General features: G+C 35.7%; 25 protein-coding genes and 1 riboswitch. Of the genes, 20 read left to right on the top strand and 5 right to left on the bottom strand.

Annotated features, from left to right (window positions below; translation table 11 throughout):
* Window positions 1–145: 145 nt before the first annotated feature.
* The 3 genes from KHA87_RS08675 to mciZ form a co-directional block, all read right to left on the bottom strand.
* The gene (locus KHA87_RS08675) at window positions 146–289 is read right to left on the bottom strand and encodes an anti-repressor SinI family protein (protein WP_481748340.1); all 144 of its coding nucleotides are present in this window, start codon (window positions 287–289) and stop codon (window positions 146–148) included.
* A 30-nt stretch (window positions 290–319) separates the two neighbouring features.
* Window positions 320–404, bottom strand: a riboswitch (cyclic di-GMP riboswitch).
* A gap of 324 nt (window positions 405–728) precedes the next feature.
* Window positions 729–1,643, bottom strand: coding sequence for an aldo/keto reductase (locus KHA87_RS08670; protein WP_213093674.1), 915 nt, complete (start codon window positions 1,641–1,643; stop codon window positions 729–731).
* 57 nt (window positions 1,644–1,700) lie between these two features.
* A complete protein-coding gene (gene mciZ / locus KHA87_RS08665; RefSeq protein ID WP_213093673.1) occupies window positions 1,701–1,835 on the bottom strand; it encodes a Z-ring formation inhibitor MciZ in 135 nt (44 codons plus the stop codon).
* Between the two features lie 98 nt (window positions 1,836–1,933).
* Here mciZ and KHA87_RS08660 point away from each other — a divergent pair, with 98 nt between their 5' ends.
* From KHA87_RS08660 to KHA87_RS22175, 3 genes are read left to right on the top strand one after another with little or no spacing between them, the layout of a single operon-like run.
* Window positions 1,934–2,491, top strand: coding sequence for an NUDIX hydrolase (locus KHA87_RS08660; protein WP_213093672.1), 558 nt, complete (start codon window positions 1,934–1,936; stop codon window positions 2,489–2,491).
* Window positions 2,484–3,647, top strand: a complete 1,164-nt coding sequence (locus tag KHA87_RS08655; RefSeq protein ID WP_213093671.1) for an endonuclease Q family protein — start codon at window positions 2,484–2,486, stop codon at window positions 3,645–3,647. Before KHA87_RS08660 ends, KHA87_RS08655 begins: the two co-directional genes overlap by 8 nt.
* 26 nt (window positions 3,648–3,673) lie before the next feature.
* Window positions 3,674–4,855, top strand: coding sequence for a class I SAM-dependent methyltransferase (locus KHA87_RS22175; protein ID WP_249310228.1), 1,182 nt, complete (start codon window positions 3,674–3,676; stop codon window positions 4,853–4,855).
* 233 nt (window positions 4,856–5,088) lie between these two features.
* On the opposite strand, the gene KHA87_RS08645 is transcribed toward KHA87_RS22175, so the two are convergent.
* Window positions 5,089–5,664 carry a GNAT family N-acetyltransferase gene (locus KHA87_RS08645; RefSeq protein ID WP_213094284.1) on the bottom strand — a complete coding sequence of 192 codons (576 nt, stop codon included), beginning with the start codon at window positions 5,662–5,664 and terminating at the stop codon, window positions 5,089–5,091.
* A gap of 175 nt (window positions 5,665–5,839) precedes the next feature.
* Here KHA87_RS08645 and spoIIM point away from each other — a divergent pair, with 175 nt between their 5' ends.
* The 17 genes from spoIIM (at window position 5,840) to KHA87_RS08560 (ending at window position 21,001) form a co-directional block, all read left to right on the top strand.
* Entirely contained in the window at window positions 5,840–6,490 is a 651-nt protein-coding gene (gene spoIIM / locus KHA87_RS08640; protein ID WP_213093670.1) for a stage II sporulation protein M, read from the top strand.
* A 111-nt stretch (window positions 6,491–6,601) separates the two neighbouring features.
* Window positions 6,602–7,072 (top strand): ferric iron uptake transcriptional regulator, encoded by a 471-nt coding sequence (fur, locus tag KHA87_RS08635; protein ID WP_213093669.1) that lies wholly within the window; start codon window positions 6,602–6,604, stop codon window positions 7,070–7,072.
* Window positions 7,073–7,327: 255 nt separating this feature from the next.
* Complete coding sequence (locus KHA87_RS08630; RefSeq protein WP_213093668.1) at window positions 7,328–7,549, top strand: YqzK family protein; 222 nt, start codon at window positions 7,328–7,330, stop codon at window positions 7,547–7,549.
* 6 nt (window positions 7,550–7,555) lie between these two features.
* Window positions 7,556–8,449, top strand: a complete 894-nt coding sequence (gene xerD, locus KHA87_RS08625) for a site-specific tyrosine recombinase XerD (RefSeq protein WP_213093667.1) — start codon at window positions 7,556–7,558, stop codon at window positions 8,447–8,449.
* 288 nt (window positions 8,450–8,737) lie between these two features.
* Window positions 8,738–9,925 carry a phosphopentomutase gene (gene deoB / locus KHA87_RS08620; protein ID WP_213093666.1) on the top strand — a complete coding sequence of 396 codons (1,188 nt, stop codon included), beginning with the start codon at window positions 8,738–8,740 and terminating at the stop codon, window positions 9,923–9,925.
* Window positions 9,926–9,936: 11 nt separating this feature from the next.
* Window positions 9,937–10,770, top strand: coding sequence for a purine-nucleoside phosphorylase (locus tag KHA87_RS08615; protein ID WP_213093665.1), 834 nt, complete (start codon window positions 9,937–9,939; stop codon window positions 10,768–10,770).
* Window positions 10,767–12,071 (top strand): pyrimidine-nucleoside phosphorylase, encoded by a 1,305-nt coding sequence (locus KHA87_RS08610; RefSeq protein WP_213093664.1) that lies wholly within the window; start codon window positions 10,767–10,769, stop codon window positions 12,069–12,071. Before KHA87_RS08615 ends, KHA87_RS08610 begins: the two co-directional genes overlap by 4 nt.
* A 336-nt stretch (window positions 12,072–12,407) precedes the next feature.
* Window positions 12,408–13,580 carry a D-alanyl-D-alanine carboxypeptidase family protein gene (locus KHA87_RS08605; RefSeq protein ID WP_213093663.1) on the top strand — a complete coding sequence of 391 codons (1,173 nt, stop codon included), beginning with the start codon at window positions 12,408–12,410 and terminating at the stop codon, window positions 13,578–13,580.
* 116 nt (window positions 13,581–13,696) lie between these two features.
* Entirely contained in the window at window positions 13,697–14,047 is a 351-nt protein-coding gene (gene spoIIAA, locus KHA87_RS08600; RefSeq protein ID WP_213093662.1) for an anti-sigma F factor antagonist, read from the top strand.
* Between the two features lie 2 nt (window positions 14,048–14,049).
* Entirely contained in the window at window positions 14,050–14,490 is a 441-nt protein-coding gene (gene spoIIAB, locus KHA87_RS08595; protein ID WP_213093661.1) for an anti-sigma F factor, read from the top strand.
* Between the two features lie 12 nt (window positions 14,491–14,502).
* Window positions 14,503–15,261 (top strand): RNA polymerase sporulation sigma factor SigF, encoded by a 759-nt coding sequence (gene sigF, locus KHA87_RS08590; RefSeq protein WP_213093660.1) that lies wholly within the window; start codon window positions 14,503–14,505, stop codon window positions 15,259–15,261.
* 103 nt (window positions 15,262–15,364) lie between these two features.
* Window positions 15,365–15,985 (top strand): stage V sporulation protein AA, encoded by a 621-nt coding sequence (locus KHA87_RS08585; RefSeq protein WP_213093659.1) that lies wholly within the window; start codon window positions 15,365–15,367, stop codon window positions 15,983–15,985.
* Window positions 15,978–16,397, top strand: coding sequence for a stage V sporulation protein AB (locus KHA87_RS08580; protein WP_213094283.1), 420 nt, complete (start codon window positions 15,978–15,980; stop codon window positions 16,395–16,397). The genes KHA87_RS08585 and KHA87_RS08580 overlap by 8 nt, the downstream gene beginning before the upstream one ends.
* A 28-nt stretch (window positions 16,398–16,425) precedes the next feature.
* Entirely contained in the window at window positions 16,426–17,025 is a 600-nt protein-coding gene (spoVAEA, locus tag KHA87_RS08575) for a stage V sporulation protein SpoVABEA (RefSeq protein ID WP_213093658.1), read from the top strand.
* On the top strand, window positions 16,988–18,469 hold the full coding sequence (locus KHA87_RS08570; protein ID WP_213093657.1) for a spore germination protein: 1,482 nt from the start codon (window positions 16,988–16,990) through the stop codon (window positions 18,467–18,469). Before spoVAEA ends, KHA87_RS08570 begins: the two co-directional genes overlap by 38 nt.
* A 490-nt stretch (window positions 18,470–18,959) precedes the next feature.
* Complete coding sequence (lysA, locus tag KHA87_RS08565; protein WP_213093656.1) at window positions 18,960–20,288, top strand: diaminopimelate decarboxylase; 1,329 nt, start codon at window positions 18,960–18,962, stop codon at window positions 20,286–20,288.
* A gap of 350 nt (window positions 20,289–20,638) precedes the next feature.
* The gene (locus tag KHA87_RS08560) at window positions 20,639–21,001 is read left to right on the top strand and encodes a GNAT family N-acetyltransferase (protein ID WP_213093655.1); all 363 of its coding nucleotides are present in this window, start codon (window positions 20,639–20,641) and stop codon (window positions 20,999–21,001) included.
* 13 nt (window positions 21,002–21,014) lie between these two features.
* Here KHA87_RS08560 and KHA87_RS08555 read toward each other — a convergent pair whose 3' ends face one another.
* Complete coding sequence (locus KHA87_RS08555; RefSeq protein ID WP_249310220.1) at window positions 21,015–21,530, bottom strand: DUF309 domain-containing protein; 516 nt, start codon at window positions 21,528–21,530, stop codon at window positions 21,015–21,017.
* Between the last annotated feature and the right edge of the window lie 87 nt (window positions 21,531–21,617).

The following is a 21,617-nucleotide window of genomic DNA, read 5'->3' as shown; positions in this document are numbered from 1 at the left end:
ATATTATAACATATAACGAAGGAGATGTTCCATATTTAGAACATATTAGCCGTTTATTTTTGTGAAATAAGTAAAAAGGTTTAGGAGTGAAGAAGGTAAAAATTTACGAAAATGCTTTTAATCTGAGAAGAAGAACAGTTCTTTTTTAGAAAACATCTACCTCCATTGCTTTTTCTGAAAAATACTTTCTAATTTCTTGAACGGTAATTCCATTGTCCAGTGCTTCCAATATTAAATTAACCCATTCTTGATCCAGCTCTTTGTAATTTACCATCATATTGCTTCCCATTTTTTCCTCCTAAAATACGTTTTGTGTATTTCAGGTAGTCCAGCCGTCATCGTTAGAAAACATTAGACCTGTGACTTTGCGTCCCTACTTTTCAATAGGTTTGCCTTTGTCTGAAGAAAAGTCATTCCTTTTAACCATTACTATTTGTCTACCTGCAAATATGAGTATATCTGAAAAGTAATGACTCAATCCTAAATATTTTGTCGTTGTCGAAAAATTTAAAAAACAAAGCAAACACAATGAAATTGGAAAGAATCTTCTCGCTTTTAATGATATTTTGTCAAAATATTGTGTTAATATGGTGGCTAGTAAAAAAATATTTTTAACAGAATAAAAAACAGATGATAAAGATTGGAGATTTTTGTATAGTAATGTTGAAAAATTCTTGAATTTGTTGAAAACTTTATGAAAAAAAGCACAGCTCTATGCTGTGCATTCCTTAGTTACGATGTTCCTTGTATAAACTATTCCTTGATAACGATTGAAGAAGAGTATGTTCCTCTTGGGTGAGGGGAGTAGCATTAGCTGCTTTAGCATTAGCCTTTAATTGTTTCACTGAACTGGCTCCGGCAACGACTGAAGTTACAGGTTCATTGGCAAGATTAAACTGTATTGCCAATTCTGTCATAGATCTTGTATTGGAAGTTAATTTTTCTTTGATTCCTGAAAGCAATTGATCAAGTTCTTGTGATGTGTAATCTAAGTATCCGTTTACAGATAGTTTGTTCCGCCAATTTTCAGTGAGAAGTCCTTTAGCTACTGGCCCTCTTGTCACAACACTAATTTGATGTTCTTTTAAGAGGGGGAACAATTCCTCCGGCCTTCTGTCCAAGAGACTATATTGCATCATAATGCTTATAATCGAGGATCTATCAACATATTCGCGAATAACATTCGGACGAATGGAAGAAATACCATAGTATCGAATAACTCCTTCTGATTTTAAATCTTCAAATGCTTCGATCGATTCTTCGATATTGTCTTCGATCGTGCCCCCATGTAGCTGATAGACATCAATATAATCTGTCTGCAATCTCCTAAGGCTATCCTTTACAGCTTCCTTTATATATTTTTTGGAGGGATCCCAGCTCCAACCGGATTGATCTTGATTCCAACGATTTCCAACCTTCGTTGCAAGTACAATTTGGCTACGGTAAGGTTTTAATGATTTTCCAACTATTTTTTCATTCTCACCAAAATCATATAAATCAGCTGTATCGAAATAATTAATTCCTTCTTCTAAAGCCGTTTCTATTATTTCCTGTGCCTGTTTTTCATTAGTTCCTAGAGACATGCAACCTAGTCCGAGTGCAGAAACATATAAATCTGATTTACCTAGTCTGTTTTTCTTCATATGATAGTTCCTTTCGTTTTTTCTTTATTTTATCGAAAAACATCTAGGTTTCCCAAATCATAAGCTTCGATTTGCAGATTTAATCCACTCCATCACATAGAAAAAGTCCTTGCCATATTGCTTTAGCTGTTCTCTAATTTCCCATGCCTTTCCACTTAATGTAATCCCTTTTGAATGTACATATATTTTCAAGTTAAAACCTCCAATCTGTTAAACATTCGCTTTTCGTCTTTCTTATTTGATAAAATGTATGAATAGTAATACATGGAATAGAACAAGGAGAGTTAATGATGCATAAATTTGAGGAAAATACAGTGAAATCAGAGGTAATATTTAATGGAAGAGTTGTTCGCTTGCAGGTAGATGAGGTAGAGCTGCCAAATGGGAAGTTGGCGAAGCGGGAAATTATTAAGCATCCTGGTGCTGTTGCAATATTAGCGATGACTCCTGAAAATAAAATAATATTAGTCGAGCAATTTCGTAAGCCAATGGATAGAGCTTTAGTGGAAATTCCAGCTGGAAAATTAGAGCCCGGGGAAAAACCGGAAATAACCGCTGTACGAGAACTGGAGGAGGAAACGGGCTATGCTTGTGATGAGCTACAGCTTATTAATTCCTTTTATACGTCCCCAGGCTTTGCGGATGAGCTTATCCATCTCTATTTTGCTAAGGGGCTAAAGAAAGTAGAAAATCCGAAAAGTGCAGATGAGGACGAATTTGTCGAGCTGTTAGAAGTTACGTTGGATGAAGCAGTTCAATTAATCCAGGAACAGAAAATCTATGATGCCAAAACAGCATATGCTATTCAATATTTGCAATTAAAAGAGGCGTTGAAGGAAAATGAATAACTATTTTGTAGATCTTCATATCCATATTGGCAGAACAAAAACCGGTAAACCGGTAAAAATTACTGCCTCCAAATCGTTAACTTTAACCAATATATTAAAGGCGGCGAAATTCCCGAAAGGATTGGATATTATTGGTGTAATAGACTGCCATTCTCCAGAAGTAATTGCGGAAATAGAGGACTTACTTTTTTCTGGAGATTTACGCGAATTGGAAGAGGGCGGATTCCGATTTCAAGAAACGGTCACGCTTATACCAGGAGTTGAAATTGAGGTTAATGATGAGAATTGTAAGGGGCCAATCCATGTTCTTGGATATTTCCCAACATTAGATGCAATAAAGAAGTTCTCTATGTGGTATCAAACAAAGGTAAAAAATGTGCAGTTAAGTACACAAAGAATTCATGAAAATGCACAAACACTGCAAAAGATGATTAAATCATTAGGAGGGCTATTTATCCCTGCTCATGTATTTACACCATTTAAAAGCTTATACGGTAAAGGAGTAGAAAAATCATTAACAGAGATTTTGGACCCAGATTTAATAGATGGAATTGAACTAGGATTAAGCTCCAATACAGAAATGGCCGACCATATCCATGAATTGCATCGTTATACCTTTGTAAGCAATTCAGATGCACATTCCTTAGGGAAAATTGCCCGCGAATATCAAGTGATGAAATTAGAGTCGCCTACTTTTTCAGCGTTGCAAAAATCATTGCATTCTGTGGATGGAAATGAAATTGTAGCTAATTATGGGTTAAATCCTTATCTTGGAAAATATTATCAAACAACATGTGCAAAATGCTTTGAACCAAAGACCGGGGAGATCTGCCCTCAATGTGGATCGACTCAATTTACAAAAGGGGTATCGGAGAGGATCAAGGAGCTATCCACGATGGAAACTGGTCCAAATAGACCTGCATATATACATCAGGTTCCTTTAGACTTTTTACCTGGATTGGGTCCGAAAACATTGCATAAATTATTAGACTATTTTGGTACGGAAATGAATATTTTACATAATGTGCCGTTAGAAGAGTTAAGTAGGGTAGTGAAGCCCGAATTAGCTGATATGATTATGCATGCAAGACTCGGTACTTTGCCTCTAACTGCTGGTGGCGGAGGGCAATATGGAAAAGTGGACAATACGAAGTAATTTTCAATGGAGGATTTACCTGAGGTATGAACTATTTACAAGTATTAAGTAAAGTAGAAAACATTTTGGATAAGGAGAACATTCCTTACCATTTCATAAAATCAACTGCCCTTTGGATTCAAGGTATCGAGATAGACAATTCAAACAAAATTTTTATGGAAGTACAGTGGGATGTTTTTGAAAAGGTATATGAACTTTTTGCGGATTTTCCACTTACAGTGCCTGATAGAAGTCAAATATCTGCGTCTTTTCATGTTGAATATGGAGGCTGTACTATTTTTATTCATTGTTTTTTTAATACAACAATCCGAACCAATCCATATCGTGTGAAAATAGAAAAGGGTGGCGTGGAGTTATGGTGCATCTCTCTTTACCAGTATCTCTTTCATAAAGACCATGAAGAAGAAGCTGATTTGATACACGAATTTTTGAAAAAACAACAGCGGAAAATGACGGAGCAAAATGAGGAGGCTTGGAACCAGCATAATTATGATGCATTATTAAACCGCCATGGAAATCCTTCCGAACTGGTAGAAAAAATAATACAAAATCCAAGTTGGCGACTTCACCCTTTTTATAAGTATTTTGATGATTTAACTGGGAAAAAAGTACTTCATTTAATGGGATCAAATGGCATTAAAGGGGTAGCACTCTCACTGCTTGGCGCTCATGTTACAATCGTGGATTTTTCAAGGGAAAATCAGAGTTTCGCACTGGAACTGGCCAAAAGTGCAGAAGTATCTTTAAAGTATATTGTTTCTGATATATTGTCACTGCCAGCAGAAATACATCAAAATCGCTATGATTATATTCTAATGGAGCTGGGAGTCCTTCATTATTTTATCGATTTGCTACCGGTGATGGAGACAATTTCCAATTTGCTGCATCCAAGTGGAAAATTTATTTTACATGAATTCCATCCTATTTCTACGAAACTAATTACATCTACAGGGAAGAAGCACAAGGTATCTGGTAATTATTTTGATCCAACTATCTCGCGTAGAGAAGTCGCCTTTACAAAGCATATACCAGATGAAGCGAAAAAGAATCCGGAATATGTTCTTCAAAGAAAATGGACATTAGGGGAAGTCATCACTTCAGTTGGACAGGCAGGACTAGTAACGGTAGTTCTCGAGGAGGAGCCAAATCATAAAATACATGATATCGGGTTGCCGAAAACCTTTACGTTAATAGCGCGAAAAATATAAAAAAATGGTCACCAATGTATAGTTTGGTGACCATTTTGTATTTTTAGAAAAGGCTCTTTTCTTAAACATTGCTCCATTTTTAGACAAATGTCCTAGTAACGACCTGACTTTTGCTAATAGAGTCATATCCTTCCTAAGAAAAGATGCCCCGAGCTAAGTCTATACTAGGATTAATAATAATATACGGAAAACAACAATTAATACGAAAACAGCTTTAGATAAAGAAAGAATCTCTACTTATTCCATCCTTCTTTTAGCATAGAAAATACACATGTGCTTCGTAAATGGGATCTATCGGAACTTATACTGTCATTTCGAAGAATTCCTTCAAGTGTATAGCCTAGTCTGAGAGCAACATTCCTTGAGTTGATATTCTCGGTATCACAACGAATTTCCATCCGCTCTGCCTTCAAGATATTAAATGCGAATTGAGTAAGTCCTTTCATTGCTTCTGTTATGTACCCATTCTTTGCATAACGAGTATCGATCCAATATCCAATTTCAAATTTGGGCACATCCCAATTTATTCGGTGAAGTCCTGTAGAACCAATAAACACATCGTCGGATTTACGGAAAATATGTAACCGAATATCTTCTCTTTTGATAAAACTAGCATAGGAATCACGAACATTTTTCTCTGTTTCTTCAACTGTTTGCAATTTCTGAGCCCATGGCATCCAAGGCTTCAATTCAGCAAGCGATGCAGAAATTGCATCATGCACCATTTTGCCGTCACCAGGAAGACACGGACGAATATATAACCTTTCTGTCTCTATTTTTTCGGGAAAATCTATTAAAATTGGCTCCATAATCAACATTCCCTCCACCTATGAATATTTTTAAAATTATAACGATAAAACCTTGTTTCTGACAAGCTTTTCTTTAGACTCTAATTTTTTGATAGGAATAACCTAGTAAATTAGAGCATATAGTTTACTAGAGAATATTTATCTTTTCCTAAAAATCGTAACTGGAGGGTAGCAAATGCGTAAAAAAAAGATGCAGTCTAATCCTATCATTCAACATGTCCAGGAATACTCCTCAATGTATGCTTTTGTTATTGTTTTATTTCTTATGGGTATCGTATTTGGTGCTGTGATTGTTAATAGTCTTTCACTGACACAAAAAGAAGATTTATATTATTATTTAAATCAATTCTTTGGAGTTGTTTCGAATGATAAAGTTGCGGCGTCCTCCGATTTATTTAGATTAAGTTTCTTTCATAATATAAAGTTCTTAGGATTTATGTGGATATTGGGAATTTCCATTATTGGACTTCCTCTTATTTTAATCCTTTTGTTTCTAAAAGGTGTTGTCGTAGGTTTTTCGGTTGGATTTCTAGTTAATCAAATGGGATGGGGCGGCTTTTTGCTTTCCTTTGTGTCGGTATTACCGCAAAATTTATTTATAATCCCAATGTTTATTTTTATCGCTGTTGCCTCTGTTTGTTTTTCGTTTCAGCTAATTCGTAAAATATTTGTAAAGCAAACTTTTACCTTTCAATTTATGCCGCTATTCACAAGTTATATTGTTTCCATGATCATTGCGGCAGGAGCGATTGCAATTGCGGCAGGAATTGAGGCATATGTATCTCCGTCTTTAATGAAATCCGTTGTAACTTATATTCAAAAATAATCATTATTATTTAATAAAAACTATCCTTTCCACATGAGAATAATTTTATTTTGAAAAATAGGCTCCTTCTGCTATAATAATTTTGATAGTGGGCGAGGGAGGAAACTTTTGATGGAAAGTCGTATCGAGAGAATTAAAAAGCAATTGCACTCTGCAAGCTATAAGCTAACTCCACAGCGGGAAGCAACGGTTCGTGTATTGCTTGAAAATGAAGAGGACCATTTGAGTGCTGAAGACGTTTACCTCCTTGTAAAAGAAAAATCACCGGAAATTGGGTTAGCAACCGTGTATCGTACGTTAGAATTGTTAACAGAGCTAAAGGTTGTCGATAAAATTAATTTCGGTGACGGAGTATCTCGCTATGATTTACGCCAAGAAGGTGCAGCCCATTTTCATCACCATTTGGTTTGTATTGAATGTGGAGCAGTGGATGAAATACAAGAAGATTTACTAGAAGATGTAGAAGCAATTGTTGAAAAACGCTGGAATTTTAAAATTAAAGATCATCGTTTAACATTTCATGGAATTTGTTGGCGATGCCATGATAAGGTTAATGATAAGGAAGAAGGAGCTGACTCTTAAATTTATAGAGTCAGCCTTTTTATTTCGAAAACACAATACTTGTTTTCGGATAGATTGTTGTTTTTCATAACCAGTTAAAAACAGCCATAGTGTCACGCTATCTATTCTTAATAAGGTTAACTATATTTATCCTATACAAAAGCAACAAATTTTATGAAAAGAGCTTTTATAGTAGATTTAAGGTATAAAATCCCTCAAGTATGTCATAGCTTGTATTATGCATTTGAAAATGTTGAGGGAAGGACGAAAAAATGTATGTCTGGAATTAGGATTTTTTTTAAAACATTAAAGGTGTTTATTTTATTTACTGGGTGCACATTACTATTCTATTATGGTATCATGTGGGTAAATCAGGAATATGAAAATTATCATCGATACGATGAGCCTAAAGGGACAGCAATTAAAGTTAATTCTACGAATCAAAAGGATTCCAACTGGATTAATCGGCTGTTACTTTTTTATTTAGACGGGGAGTAATGATATATGGAAGACCGGTTAAAGGATTTTATCCACTTTATGGTTGTAGAAAAAGGGCTATCGAAAAATACCATTATGTCTTATGAAAGAGATTTAAAAAACTATTTATTATACATACAAAAAGTGGAACAGATAACCTCTTTAAATGATGTTACAAGGGTGCATATTGTTCATTTTCTTCATCATTTAAAACAGCAGGGAAAATCATCAAAAACCCTAGCTAGACATGTTGCATCGATTAGATCCTTTCATCAATTTTTATTAAGAGAAAAAGCCGCGGATCATGATCCGTCGGTACACATAGAATCTCCGCAAATTGAAAAAACACTTCCAAAAGTTTTAAACCTGTCAGAAGTAGAGGCATTGCTGGAGTCACCAGACGAGGCTACCCCTCTAGGAATACGTGATAGAGCAATGCTTGAACTGCTTTATGCTACAGGCATCCGTGTAAGTGAGCTTATTCAGCTTAATTTAGATGATCTTCATTTAACAATGGGATTTATTCGCTGTATTGGCAAGGGAAATAAGGAAAGAATTATACCAGTAGGAAAGACGGCAAGTAATGTAATGGAGAAATACATTAATGAGGGTCGTCCAAAGCTTAAAGCAAAGCAAATATCAACAGAAGCCTTATTTTTAAACCATCATGGCAATAGACTTACACGACAAGGCTTTTGGAAAATCCTTAAAGGTCTTGCTAAAAAAGCAAATATAGAAAAAGAGCTTACCCCTCACACATTAAGACATTCTTTTGCAACACATCTGTTGGAAAATGGCGCCGATTTAAGGGCAGTCCAAGAAATGCTTGGGCACGCGGATATTTCAACTACACAAATTTATACGCATGTAACGAAGATAAGATTAAAGGACGTATACTCGAAACATCATCCACGTGCATAATATTTTAATAGAAAGCAGTTTTCATATATTGATATAATTCAAAACGCATTTTTTGGTGTATCAATAAAGAAGTTTATAAAGAGCAAATAAGAAAAGAAGACAATATTTTATCCGCTAATGTGTTTAGCGGTTTTTTCTTGTCTAACCTGTTAGAAATTTAGTACAATAAAAAAGAAGTCAGACCTCTTACAAGTGATACGTTTGGTTATCGCAAAAAAGTAGTGGGAATGATATTTTATAGTTGAAAAGAAATAAAGCGCTTAAATTTTTGAAATGGAGGTTTTTTCAATGAGTGATTATACATATAAAAGAATTCATTTAATCGTAATGGATTCTGTTGGGATTGGCGAGGCACCGGATGCGGAAAAATTTAATGATAAAGGTGCTGATACACTCGGTCATATCGCTGAAAAAATGAACGGGCTTCATATGCCCAATATGGGGAACCTAGGTTTGTCCAATATTAGAGAATTAAAAGGTATTGAGAAGGCAAAAAATCCATTGGCGTATTTTACAAAAATGCAAGAAGCTTCAAATGGAAAAGATACGATGACTGGTCATTGGGAAATTATGGGACTATATATACAAACACCGTTTCAAGTATTTCCTGAAGGATTTCCGGCAGAATTAATACATGAATTGGAAGAGAAATCCGGAAGAAAGGTAATTGGAAATAAGCCAGCAAGCGGTACGGAAATATTAGATGAGCTTGGAAAGGAGCATATGGAAACAGGTGCTTTAATTGTCTATACTTCCGCTGACTCTGTTCTGCAAATTGCTGCCCATGAGGAAATTGTACCACTTGAAGAGCTGTATAAAATATGTGAAATTGCAAGAGAGTTAACTCTTGATGAGAAATATATGGTTGGTCGTATTATCGCTCGTCCTTTCATTGGAGAGCCAGGTCATTTCACCCGAACACCAAATCGCCACGATTATGCATTAAAACCATTTGACCGCACTGTAATGAACGAACTGAAAGACAGTGACTTAGATGTAATTGCAATCGGCAAAATATCCGATATCTACGATGGTGAAGGAGTAACTGAGGCAATTAGAACTACTTCCAACATGGATGGAATGGATAAATTTATACAAACATTTGATAAAGATTTTACAGGGCTAAGTTTTATAAATCTTGTTGATTTTGATGCAATGTACGGCCATCGCCGTGATCCGATTGGATATGGTAAAGCATTAGAGGAATATGATGCAAGACTTCCGGAAGTATTTGAAAAGATGACCAATGATGATTTACTAATAATTACAGCAGATCACGGAAATGATCCAATTCACCATGGAACTGATCATACACGTGAATATGTGCCATTATTGATTTACTCTAAGCGCTTTAACGGAGGAAAAGAATTGCCGTTAAGAAAAACCTTTGCAGATATCGGAGCAACGGTGGCGGATAATTTTAAAGTAGATATGCCTAAATACGGAATAAGTTTCTTGAAAGATTTAGGAGTGTAGGGGGAATAGTTATGGAGTATAGCCAAATTGAAAATGCAGCAAAATTTTTACAAAATAAATATACGGGCAAACCAAGTATTGGTTTGATTTTAGGTTCTGGATTAGGTGTATTGGCGGATGAAATCAAAAATCCCGTTAAAATCCCTTATAATGAGATACCTGATTTTCCAATATCAACTGTTGCTGGTCATGCCGGGCAGTTAGTGTTTGGCACTTTAGGCGAAAAAGAAGTAGTAGCGATGCAAGGACGCTTTCACTACTATGAAGGGTATAATCTAGATCAAGTTACTTTTCCTGTAAGGGTAATGAAGGAGCTTGGGGTAGAAACACTTATTGTAACGAATGCTGCTGGCGGAATAAACGAAAACTTTGAGCCAGGGGATTTAATGATTATTTCCGATCATATAAACAATATGGGGTATAACCCATTAATCGGACCGAATGATGGAAGAGTGGGTCCTCGTTTTCCAGACATGTCAGAGGCTTATAATAAGGAATTGCGTGCATTAGCAAAAGAATTAGCCTCTAAACTTCAGATGACTGTAAGAGAAGGTGTATATGTCGGAAATACTGGACCATCCTATGAAACCCCTGCAGAAGTGAAAATGCTTCGTGTATTAGGCGGAGATGCTGTTGGGATGTCTACAGTTCCAGAGGTGATTGTTGCACGTCACGCAGGACTCAAGGTTTTAGGTATTTCCTGTATTTCTAATATGGCCGCTGGTATTTTAGATCAGCCATTAACACACGATGAAGTAATAGAAACAACAGATAAAGTCAGAGCAAACTTTTTATCTTATGTAAAAGAGATTGTCAAATATATTAAGACAGGTGAAGAATTATGAGAATGGTTGATTTAATTGAAAAGAAACGTGATGGAAAGGAACTTTCCACTGAAGAAATTCAATTTATTATTAATGGCTATACAAATAACACAATTCCGGATTATCAGATCAGCGCATTAACTATGGCTATTTTTTTCCAAGGGATGAATGAACGGGAGCGTGCCGATTTGACTATGGCCATGGTTCATTCTGGTGATGTTATTGATCTTTCTGGAATTGAAGGAATTAAAGTAGATAAGCACTCTACCGGTGGAGTAGGTGACACTACAACACTAGTATTAGGTCCTTTAGTAGCAGCTTTAGGAGTACCGGTTGCTAAAATGAGCGGTCGCGGTTTGGGACATACTGGGGGAACAATCGATAAATTAGAATCGGTACCCGGATTCCATGTTGAAATTGAAAATGAAGAGTTTATAAAGCTGGTAAATGAAAATAAAATAGCGGTTATCGGACAAAGCGGTAATCTGACACCAGCTGATAAAAAGCTATATGCACTACGGGATGTAACAGCTACAGTTGACAGCATTCCATTAATAGCAAGCTCCATCATGAGCAAGAAAATTGCTGCAGGAGCAGATGCCATTTGTTTAGATGTTAAAACTGGCGCCGGTGCCTTTATGAAAACGCTGGATGATGCTCGTGAACTAGCAAAGGCAATGGTTAATATAGGGAATAATGTTGGAAGAAAAACAATGGCAATTATCTCAGATATGAGCCAGCCGCTCGGTTTTGCAATCGGTAATGCATTAGAAGTGGAAGAGGCTATCGATACATTGCAAGGAAAAGGACCGGAGGACTTAACTGAACTTTGCCTTACATTAGGAAGCTACATGGTATATCTTGCAGGCAAGGCATCCACTACTGAAGAGGCACGAGAAAAGTTAAAAGAAGTTATGGATAACGGTAAAGCACTTGAATCGTTTAAGGTATTTTTACAATCACAAGGTGGCGACCCATCCGTTGTCGATGATCCATCTAAGCTTCCACAGGCTAAATATAAGGTTGAGCTTCCTTCCCTTGAAGATGGTTATGTTGCAGAAATTATAGCAGATGAAATTGGTACTGCTGCAATGATGCTTGGAGCCGGAAGAGCAACGAAGGAATCCGAAATTGATTTGGCAGTTGGGCTTATGTTAAAGAAAAAAATTGGTGACGCGGTTAAAAAAGGCGAGTCTCTATTAACTATTTATACAAATAAAGAAGATGTAGAAGAAGTGAAGGAAAAACTGTATCAAAATATTAAGATTTCGGAGCAGAAAGTAGCATCTCCGATTTTGGTTCAAGAGGAAATTACCCTTTAATAATGGCTTTTTTTCTTAAACTTTATTGCTTTTTCAGATGAAAATCTTAATAACGCCATGACCTATGATTATGAATAAGACTTTATTAAGATTTCAAACAATATACGAAAGACAATATTCTATACGGAAACTGCCAAATAAAGATGAAAACTGCTTGAGAGATTTCTCAGCAGTTTTTTCTTTTTTATGTGGAAGGAATTTTTTGAATAAAAATGCTGTAAATGGAAAAAATGGTGTTATGTATATTGTGAAATTTCCATCAGGTATATTTCTTGATGGTTATGAAAACAATTTAACTTTTTAAACAACTAAAAGGAAATTATTGGAGGGGTCTTTATGAAGAAGATAAGTAGTTTCATTTGTTGCTTAATACTTATTTCAAGTTTAGGGATAGGAAGTGGTCATACTTTTGCTGCCGAAGGTAAAACGGAGCTGGCTAACGATGCAAAATCAGCCATTTTAATAGAACGTGATACCGGAAGCATTCTATATGAAAAAAACAGTCACGAAAAACTGGCACCTGCATCCATGACGAAAATAATGACGATGCTTTTGATAATGAAGGCTATAGATAATGGAACGCTTTCTTGGAAAGAAAAAGTTCGTACGAGCGAGTATGCTGCTTCTATGGGAGGATCTCAAATCTTCCTTGAACCAGGTGAGGAAATGACGGTAGAGCAAATGCTAAAAGGAATCGCGATTGGCTCTGCTAATGATGCAGCTGTTGCTATGGCAGAAAAGATTGCTGGAAGTGAAGAGTCCTTTGTAGAAATGATGAACAAAGAAGCTAAAACATTAGGTTTAAAAGACACTCATTTTCAAAATACTACTGGTTTACCTGTAAAAGATCATTACAGCTCTGCTTATGATATGGCAATAATGGCAAAATCCCTGCTTAAATATGAAGATATTACGAAATATACGGGAACTTATGAAGATTATTTACGTGAAAATACAGATAAAAAATTTTGGTTAGTAAATACGAATAAACTTGTTCGCTTTTATCCGGGGGTAGACGGTTTAAAAACAGGCTTCACTAATGAGGCTAAGTTCTGTTTAACCGCAACTGCCAAGAAAAATAATATGAGGGTGATAGCCGTTGTATTTGGTGCACCATCCACAAAAGTTAGAAATGCACAAGTAACGAAAATGCTTGACTATGCATTTTCTCAATATGCCACACATCCTTTATATAAAAATGGACAATCTTTAGGAGAAGTAAAAATAAGCAAAGGGGAAAAAAAATATATACATGCCGTAACGAATGAACCGATATCTGTTTTAACGAAAAAAGGCGAAAAAGTGGATCATTTGAAAAAGAATATTAAATTAAATGAGAATTTAAAAGCTCCGATCCGAAAGGGAGATATTGTCGGTAGTTTAACAATAATGAAAGATGGAAAGGTTCTGGTAAAGTCGGATTTAGTTGCAAAAGAAAACGTTAAGACTGCTGGATGGTGGAAGCTTTTTAAACGTTCTTTTGGATTATTCACACAAGCGTCTAAATAAATCGTCGAACATTCACTAATAATGACGACCTGCTTCTAGTTTTGTCATTGGGAAGGAAAAGAAGGCAAACATATAGAATTGACTCACTATAACAGATTAAGGAGGCTTTGTGAAAAGTGAGTCTGACAATTGATTTAGAAGTAAAGCACGATGTCTTATGTGTACGATTAGATGGGGAACTGGATCACCATACTGCAGAATCCCTTCGTGAAGAAGTAACGAAAGCGATAGACAAACATAATATTTTGCATATTGTATTAAATTTAGAGCATTTATCTTTTATGGATAGTTCTGGTTTAGGGGTCATCTTGGGAAGATATAAGCAGGTAAAGCAAAAAAATGGAGAAATGGTTGTTTGCGCAATATCATCTCCTGTAAAGCGACTATTTGAGATGTCTGGTTTGTTTAAGATTATTCGTTTGGATGAGTCTGAACAATACGCTTTACAAAGATTGGGGGTTGCGTAGCAATGAGAAATGAAATGCAGATGCAATTTTCAGCGTTAAGCCAAAATGAGTCTTTTGCCAGAGTTACAGTCGCATCTTTTATTGCCCAATTAGATCCGACTTTAGACGAGCTGACAGAAATTAAAACCGTTGTTTCAGAGGCTGTCACAAACGCAATTATTCATGGTTATGAAGGGAATCCCGCTGGTACTGTTTATATTAATCTTGCTATAGAGGATGGGTTTGTGGACTTAACCATTCGCGATGAAGGTGTTGGTATTGCTGATATAGAAGAAGCGCGCCAACCCCTATTTACAACCAAGCCCGAACTAGAAAGGTCGGGAATGGGTTTTACCATCATGGAAAACTTTATGGACGAAATAGAGATTGAATCACAACCAGGTTTAGGCACCATTGTTCGTTTAAAAAAGCATTTGGCTTTAAAAAATGCCTTATGTAATTAAGGAGTAGTGCCAATGGATGTGGAGGTTAAAAAGGAGAATAAACAGTCATTTTTAAAGGATCAAGAAGTTAAAGAATTGATTCAAAGAAGCCAGGAAGGTGACCAGGAGGCACGCAATCTAATTGTTGAAAAAAATATGCGGCTCGTTTGGTCCGTTGTTCAGCGATTTTTAAATCGAGGCTATGAACCAGATGATTTATTTCAGATTGGATGCATCGGACTTTTAAAATCGGTTGATAAATTTGATCTAACTTATGATGTAAAGTTTTCAACTTATGCAGTTCCCATGATTATTGGAGAAATTCAACGCTTTATTCGGGATGACGGAACAGTGAAGGTAAGCAGATCTCTTAAGGAAATCGGCAACCGAATTCGGAAGGCAAAGGATGAATTATCCAAGAACATTGGCCGAATTCCGACTGTAAATGAACTCGCTCTCTTTTTAGATCTCCCTGTTGAAGATATTATCATGGCTCAGGAAGCAGGACGTGCACCATCCTCCATTCATGAAACTGTATATGAAAATGATGGAGACCCAATTACTTTATTAGATCAAATCGCAGATCAAAATGATCAAAAATGGTTTGATAAAATTGCTCTAAAAGAGGCTATAAGAGGATTAGATGATAGAGAGCGATTAATCGTTTATTTACGATATTACAAGGATCAAACTCAATCCGAGGTGGCCGAAAGACTTGGTATTTCGCAGGTTCAAGTATCCAGACTGGAAAAGAAAATATTAGAACAAATGAAAGACCGTATGGAGCTTTAGTTCCTGCGGTTTTTTATTTTTTACGGATAATAATAGATGAATGATAATTTTACCTATTCCACATACTACAGTATACAGAATAAGCAGCAGAGGATGAAAGAAAATGGAAGAATCCATTTATATTCGGATGAGAAATAGAGTGGAAGTAAACCAAAACAGCAAGATCATTCTAAAAGATATTGCTCAAATTATTGGTCCCGAAAAATATGTACCACAGTTAAAAAATCTCGTTATATACCATGTAACGGATGAGGATAAAAACACTGTGGTGATTGATGTCATGAAAGTTGTACAAGCAATAACTAATAAGTGGAATGGATTAGATATTCAGCTTATTGGTCCTTCTCAAACCATTATAGAGGTAATTTATAAAAAACGAAAAGTTTCCTTTCCTTTTTTTATTTTAATTTGGCTTTTGCTTTTTATTGGATCCGCTCTTGCTATTATGAATTTTCATGAGGATGTCAGTATGCAGGAGGTTCATCAAAAGATCTATAAAATGATTACTGGAAAAACGATAAATAAACCATTGCTTTTACAAATCCCTTATTCTATTGGTCTTGGCCTCGGAATGATTATATTCTTTAATCACATATTTAAAAAACGATTTAATGAGGAGCCGAGTCCGTTAGAGGTTGAAATTTTTAACTACCAGCAAGATCTAGATCAATACGTAATTGTGAACGAAAATAAAGAAGCGATAAAGCATCTTGACGATCATTAATCCCATCATCCTTTGTTTTATCGGTTTTGCTGGTGGATTGATAGTGGGATGTGGTTTTGTGGCCTTTTTGACCGTTTTAGGGATTGTTCCTCGGTTAACCCAATTAACTAAAACGTATGGAAAGGTATATTTATATGAATGGGCCATAGTTTTAGGAACTATTTTTGGTGACTTAGTATCTTTAAGAGATTCTGTTTTTTCTCTTCCTTTTATCCTTTTAATTCCAATTGGTCTTTTCTGCGGTGTATTTGTTGGAATGATTGCAGCTGCATTAACAGAGGTAGTAAATGTTATTCCGATTCTAACAAAGAGGATAGGCGCAGAAGGGCATTTACTTGTCGCATTGATGGCGATAGTGTTTGGAAAAGTTCTTGGTTCATTGTTTCACTGGATTTATTTCGTTGACCGCTAAAAATTACTGTCTGAAAGGAATTTTTTGAATGAATACGAAACGTCAGGTGATATTAATTACAGATGGTGATGAATATGCGAAACAAGCGATTGAATCAATAGCAAAAAAAATTGGTGGAAGATGCATATCACAATCAGGTGGAAACCCTTCGTTATTAACAGGTGAAGAGATCGTAGAAATGATTAAAAAAGCCCGCAGTGATCCTGTTATTGTCATGTTTGATGATAGTGGATTTATAGGTGAAGGAAAAGGTGAACAGTCTTTACAATATGTTGCAAATCACGAGGATATCAATGTCTTAGGTGTAGTTGCAGTAGCATCCAACACACACGACAGGGAATGGACAAAGGTGGATGTATGTATTGACCGTAACGGCAATTTAACTCCCTACGGAGTCGATAAATTTGGAGAACCTGAATTTGAATTGCAAAGAATTAATGGAGATACCGTTTATTCTCTAGACCAGTTGAATGTCCCAATTATAGTTGGGGTTGGGGATATTGGGAAGATGGGGAAAATCGATCATTATTTAAACGGTGCACCGATAACAATGAAGGCGGTCGAGTTAATTCTTGAAAGGAGCGGGTTTTATGACGGAAGCAGATTTGACAAAGGAACCAATTCCTAAACACTTGGATGAATTGGAGGACTTTTATAAGAAAAGGGTTGGTTTAGGTACAAGCTTTGACATTGGAGTAAGAAAGATTACAGTTCTAAAAAAGAACGTTCATTTTTATTATGTAAATGGTTTATCAGACAGCAATTTTATCATTCAAATATTAGAGTATTTAGTAAGATTAAATGATACAGAACGCTTGTCCAGCAAAATATATGACATTGTAAAAAATCGAATTGTTCATCAGCAAGTTCAGATTGTGAAAACAGTGGATGAAATGGTTATTCAAGTATTATCCGGATTGATTGGGATTGCTGTTGAAGGTGCAGGGGAAGCAATCATAGTGGATGTACGGAGTTATCCCGGTCGTCAACCACAGGAACCTGATACGGAAAAGGTAGTTCGCGGCTCCCGTGATGGCTATGTAGAAAATATCATTGTAAACACTGCGCTAACGAGAAGAAGAATAAGGGATGAAAGACTCCGTTTTGAAATTATGAAAATCGGCAAACGTTCCAAAACGGATGTTGCGATTGGATATATAGATGGTGTTGCAAATAAGGATTTGGTGGAAACACTTAAAAAAGATTTAAAAGCCATTGATATTGACGGAATAACTATGGCGGATAAGACGGTGGAAGAATTTATCCTAAAACAAAACTATAATCCATATCCTCTCGTTCGATATACCGAGCGAGCAGATGTCGGAGCTGTGCATTTATTAGAGGGACATGTGTTAATTTTCGTCGATACATCACCAAGTGTTATGATCACACCAGCAACTTATTTTCATCATGCACAACATGCAGAGGAATATAGGAATTCCCCGGCAGTTGGAACATTTGTCCGCTGGGTTCGATATTTGGGGATATTGGCATCCATATTCTTGCTGCCTTTATGGTATTTATTTGTTGTTGAGCCATCGATGCTTCCAGAAAAATTAGAGTTTATCGGACCAAATAAACATACCCATATTCCGATTATTATTCAAATTATTATTGCGGATTTGGGAATTGAATTTTTAAGAATTGCCGCAATTCATACTCCGACACCTTTAGCAACGGCAATGGGATTAATCGCTGCTGTATTAATCGGGCAAATTGCAGTGGAGGTTGGGCTATTTACTGCAGAGGTAATTCTGTATGTAGCGGTGGCTGCGATAGGAACCTTCGCAACTCCAAGCTATGAACTCAGTGTTGCTAATAAAATGGCAAGGGTGTTTATTTTACTAGCAGTCGCCTTCTTTAAGGTTCCAGGATTTGTCATTGCCTGTACAGTCTTTTTATTGTTATTAATTCAAATAAGAACTTTAAATGCTCCTTATATGTGGCCATTTATTCCTTTCAACCCTCAAGCCTTTACACATATATTATTTCGACGTACAGTACCCGGTTCTGCTGTTAGGCCAAGCATTGTTCAACCAAGAGATAGATTTAGGCAACCGCCAAAATCTTAAAATATTTTGCTAAGAAGTTTCGTATAGATTGTTGTTTTTCATATATTGTTATATATCTTAATATCGTCATAGCTCGGGACATCTTTTCTTAAGAATGTTATGTTCCTTCTTAGCCAAAGGTCATGGCTATATTAAGATTTTCGTTTAAAAAGCAACAAAGTTTAAGAAAAGAGCCTTTGCAAAAAACACTTTATTGTGATAAATTATTCTTATTTAAGATGGATATTTTCAGACAGTTTGTCATTGGACAACTGTCTATTTTCTTATAGGCCGTTTTCATTTAAATGGTTACTTTTCGTACTTTAGTACTAAATTCTAATTCTGCTAAGGTTTCGGTGCATCTTTTCTTAAGATAATTATGGATTCTTAACCAATGCCAGGATGGATATAAGGTTTTTATCAATAAAAGAAACAAAGTTTAAGAAAAGTGCCTTTTATAAAAGCGAAGTAGTAATTTGCTTGATTTTTCTTAAAGAGAAGAGGGAATCATATGTATTTTTATGGGACATCAAAGGTGAATAATAAGGGACATTTGGAAATCGGCGGTGTTGATACAATGGAACTAGTCGAAAAATATGGTACTCCCTTATATGTGTATGACGTTGAATTGATTAGAGAAAGGGCAAGAGGCTTTAAAAATACATTTGAAAAATTAGGGGTTACTTCTCAAGTAGCATATGCCAGTAAAGCCTTTTCTTCTATAGCAATGATTAACCTAGTAAATGAAGAAGGCTTGTCATTAGATGTTGTATCAGGTGGAGAATTATATACGGCAATCGCTGCAAAATTTCCTGTGGAAAGAATCCATTTTCACGGAAATAACAAAAGCAGAGAAGAGCTGGAAATGGCACTGAACTATCAAATAGGATGCATTGTTGTCGATAATTTCTATGAACTCGAAATGCTGCATGCCTTGTGTATGGAAAAGAATCAGAAAATGCGTGTTCTTCTGCGAGTTACACCAGGTATTGAAGCACATACACATGATTATATTTTAACTGGGCAAGAGGATTCAAAATTTGGATTTGATTTACAAAACGGCCAAGCTGACAAGGCATTGGAACAGGCGTTAGCATCTAAGAATTTAGAGGTTTTAGGGATTCATTGTCATATTGGGTCACAAATTTTTGAAACGACTGGGTTTGTATTAGCTGCTAAAAAAATTATTGAAAAAATGGCAAAATGGAATAGTAGTTATTCCTACTATCCAAAAGTCTTAAATTTAGGTGGTGGCTTTGGAATTCGCTACACGAAAGATGATAATCCGTTAGCTCCTTCTATTTATGTAAGTGAAATTATTCAACAGGTAAGAGAGCAAACGAATCGTTTTGGTTTAGTGATGCCAGAAATTTGGATTGAACCGGGGAGATCATTAGTTGGTGATGCAGGTACTACCTTGTATAAAGTAGGCTCCAGCAAGGAAGTGCCAAATGTTAGAAAGTATATTGCTGTTGATGGTGGAATGAGTGATAATATTCGCCCAGCACTATATGAGGCAAAATATGAAGCTGTCCTAGCAAATCGACCAAATGATGCGGTTCAGGAAAAAGTATCGATCGCCGGGAAATGCTGTGAATCTGGTGATATGTTAATTTGGGATTTACCATTGCCGAAAACGCAAGATTCAGATGTATTGGCTGTATTCTGTACAGGAGCATATGGATATTCGATGGCTAATAACTATAATCGTATACCAAGGCCACCGGTTGTGTTTGTGGAAGCAGGTAAAGATCAGCTAGTAATTAAAAGGGAAACATATGATGATCTTGTTCGATTAGATTTACCATTCTCAACGAATTCCATTTTAGAAACACACTAACCTAGAAGCTGTCATAGGGTTAAATAATTCGATGCAAAGAAAATAGTATAATTGACAAGTGGATGATAATGAACTATTTTTAAAAATAGTGCTATTTTTGTTGTTGGGAGTGTAATATTTTGAAGAAAAATAACATATGGTTATTCATCATCATTTGTGCAATTGCATTGGGTTGGGGATTATATTATTGGTTTTTCATTGCTGGTAAATAACTGACAGTAGCTTGAACAATTTATAAGCTTCTAGTATGATAGGAATCGTTTATAGCATTAGCAGGTTTACTTTGGAGAGTTCTTGTTAATAATGGTAAAAAGTAAATGAACGGAAAAAAGGATAATCGAGGGATATTTATGTTAATTAGGTATAAGAAGGCCTTTGAGAAAATTGCAATGGGACTTTTATCATTTATGCCAAATGAAAAAGATTTAAAAAAACTACAGCTAACAATGAAACAATATGAAACAGATGATAATTGGCAGCTTTTTCTATGGAAAGAGGATGATGTTATAGGGCTTGTCGGCGTAGTCATAGATGATGATATGGTGGAAATTCAGCATATTTCTGTGAACCCTTCCCATCGTCATGAGGGTATAGGAAAAAATATGCTGGTAGCTCTTAAGAATATTTATGAAGATAAAAATTTATTACCTAATGAACAGACGCAAAGTTTTTTTGAAAAATGCGATATACAAGAAGAGGGCTCTGACGAATAGTCGGAGCCTTTTTCTATACATATAATTTTTCAGTAGTGTGTGGAAGTACTCTTACACTGTCCCTATCTTGAAAAAGATGTCGATGAATAAGGAAGTTATTATTAAGATCTTCTTTACTGCACCATTGAAATCCTAATGAAAAACATTCCGATTTACAAATATTCATTAATTGTTGATTTGTAATGGGCAGATTTACTTCTTTATATAATTGTCCATTTACATATATGGTTTTCAGGTTAATTAAAAGGTCCAATATTACTGGGGCATTAAGCCCTAGCTTTTCTAGCACTGATGTATTTTGATGGAGAATTTTTGTTGATTTTTCGATTAACTTTTTAGCTCCTTTTTCATTTCCCCGTCTATAGTGATATTGGGCAACAGCCAATTGAATAAGTCCAACCCATACGGAAGAACGATTACCTGGATCTGAAGTCTTCCAGTACTTTTCTAATATTTCATGGCATTCAAAGTAATCCCGATCACCATGAAAATGAACTAAATAATGGATATATGCTCTTGGAAATTCCAATAAAATACTCCTCTCCAATACAAACTCTTTTAATCTTAACATAAAATGAGGCACTTAAATGAAATTAAGAGAGGCTTACTTATATTT

Origin of the sequence: Bacillus sp. FJAT-49736 (assembly GCF_018343615.1) — a bacterium.
Taxonomy (GTDB): Bacteria; Bacillota; Bacilli; order Bacillales; family Bacillaceae_C; genus Margalitia.
Note: the sequence above shows the minus strand (reverse complement) of the source record. Positions and strands in the feature narration are given on the sequence as shown.